Source organism: Liquorilactobacillus sicerae (assembly GCF_029916425.1).
GTDB classification, from domain to species: Bacteria; Bacillota; Bacilli; order Lactobacillales; family Lactobacillaceae; genus Liquorilactobacillus; species Liquorilactobacillus sicerae.
The window spans coordinates 1-530 of the sequence record NZ_JAHAVQ010000139.1 but is presented as its reverse complement, the minus strand read 5'-3'; the positions used below and the strand labels follow the sequence as shown (position 1 = coordinate 530).

The 530-nt window shown below is 33.4% G+C and carries 1 pseudogene; it reads right to left on the bottom strand.

The annotated features are described in order from the left end of the window. Nucleotides 1–285, bottom strand: a pseudogene (locus KH893_RS11675) (5-dehydro-4-deoxy-D-glucuronate isomerase); the annotation flags it as partial. Nucleotides 286–530 lie beyond the last annotated feature (245 nt).

Below are 530 nucleotides of genomic sequence, written 5' to 3'. Positions count from 1 at the left end.
ACCATCGATAGTAACTTCACCTTTACCACCAATGTTAATAAAACCCAGTTCACGGCGTTGTAAGAAAAATTCAACTCCAAGCTGTTTATCCAACTTAATTTCTAAAGGCTTGGTAGTAGGAGTAACACCACCAAAAATCATTCGATCATTGTAAGTGTACGTGAGAAGAATATCACCTGGGTTAAAAATGTTTTTCATTAAAAACTCTTCACGCAACTGATCAGTATTGTAATGATCAATGTCTTTTGGACTGTGTGCATACTTTGTAATCATATTAAAAGCCATAATAAGCTTCCTCCATATTTCCTATTTGGAAAGTGGAATTTCCTATTTCCACAACTAAAAGTATAATTCCTAATTTAAAAAAAACAAGTGCATTTTTGCACTTGCCTTGTTTCTATACGGTTAATCGCTTTCATCATCCCAGTAGTATCAAGGCTTAAAGCGATTTAAAAAAATTATTTTTTCTAAACAAGAAGCGAACAATGTTTTTCTATAGTTCCCCTTCAATTCCGTCTCTCGTCTTAGAT